At 62.4% G+C, this 1,193-nt stretch carries 1 protein-coding gene; it reads left to right on the top strand.

The window, feature by feature from the left end:
• On the top strand, positions 1–1,050 hold a 1,050-nt coding region (locus LB523_RS29195), incomplete at its 5' end, for an IS5 family transposase (protein WP_224532842.1).
• Positions 1,051–1,193: the final 143 nt, after the last annotated feature.

Raw genomic sequence — 1,193 nt, 5'->3', positions numbered from 1 at the left:
AAGGGCTTTGCACAGAATCGGATCGGTGATTCCATGCGGATATCCGGCGAGGAGGGATTCGCGATGGTCGATCGAGTGCTTGGCCAATTGAGCCTAGCGGACGGTTTTGCGGCGTCGGATGAGACGATCTTCGACCTGATAGCGAAGGAACTGGACTGGGCGCCGATCCGAACCTTGCTTGGTCATCGCAGCGGTCCTGGCTCTGGCAACACCAGCTATCCAGCCGAGCCGCTGGTGCGTTGTTTGCTGCTGGGCGTGTGGCATGGGCTGAGCGATCCCGCGCTTGAAGCGCAAATCCGGGACCGGCTGTCGTTCCGCCGCTTTGCCGGCTTCAGCCTTTCGGATCGCACGCCCGATCACTCGACGCTGTGGCGTTTCCGCGAGGAACTGACGCGCGAGCGTCTGATCGACAAGATCTTTGAGGAGATCAATCGCCAACTGGAGGCCAAGAGCCTGATCGTCAAGCGCGGTACCTTGGTCGATGCCACATTCTTGCAGGCACGCGGCCGCCCGCCCAAGCAGCCCAAGAAGGGCCATCATGGTCCGATCAAGCCGTCGTCCGACAAGGATGCGCGCTGGGGCAAGAAGGGCAAGAAGAGCACCTTCGGCTACAAGATGCACATCGGCGCTGACCAGGCGCACACCATCATACGGCGCGTCGAGGTGAGCGACGCCTCGCTCACCGACACCGAGCCGGCCGACCAGCTGATCTGCGGCGACGAGAAGGCGGCCTATGGCGATCAGGCCTATTACACCCACGCCAGGCACGATCGGCTAGCCGAGGCCAACATCAAGGATCGGCTGATGCGGCGGGCCAACAAGCATCACCCCGAGCTGCCGCCGCGCCAAAAGCTGCGCAACCGGCTGATCGCCAAGGTGCGCGCGGCGGTCGAGCGGCCGTTCGCCGTATTCAAGGAGCACTATGGCATGCGGCGCGTGCGCTTCTTCAACCTGGCCACCAACCGCACGCAGTGCATGCTGGCGGCCTGCGCCTACAATCTAAGGACCATGATCGGCGCCCTCTTTCCACCTGCTGAAAGACGAGCATGAGGAGGAGTGCGTCCGCAGCCAAGCGGATTGGCCGCCTAACCCGGCAAATGCCCCGCAAAGCCGCCCAAAACCGCCTCCCATGGCCTTCAAAAAACGCCTCATTAGCCCAACAAACAGAATTCACTCTCCCGTGCAAAGCCCTC

The organism is Mesorhizobium sp. ESP-6-4 (genome assembly GCF_020164735.1).
In the GTDB taxonomy this organism is placed as follows: Bacteria; Pseudomonadota; Alphaproteobacteria; order Rhizobiales; family Rhizobiaceae; genus Mesorhizobium.
This window is presented reverse-complemented; position numbering and strand designations above follow the sequence as displayed.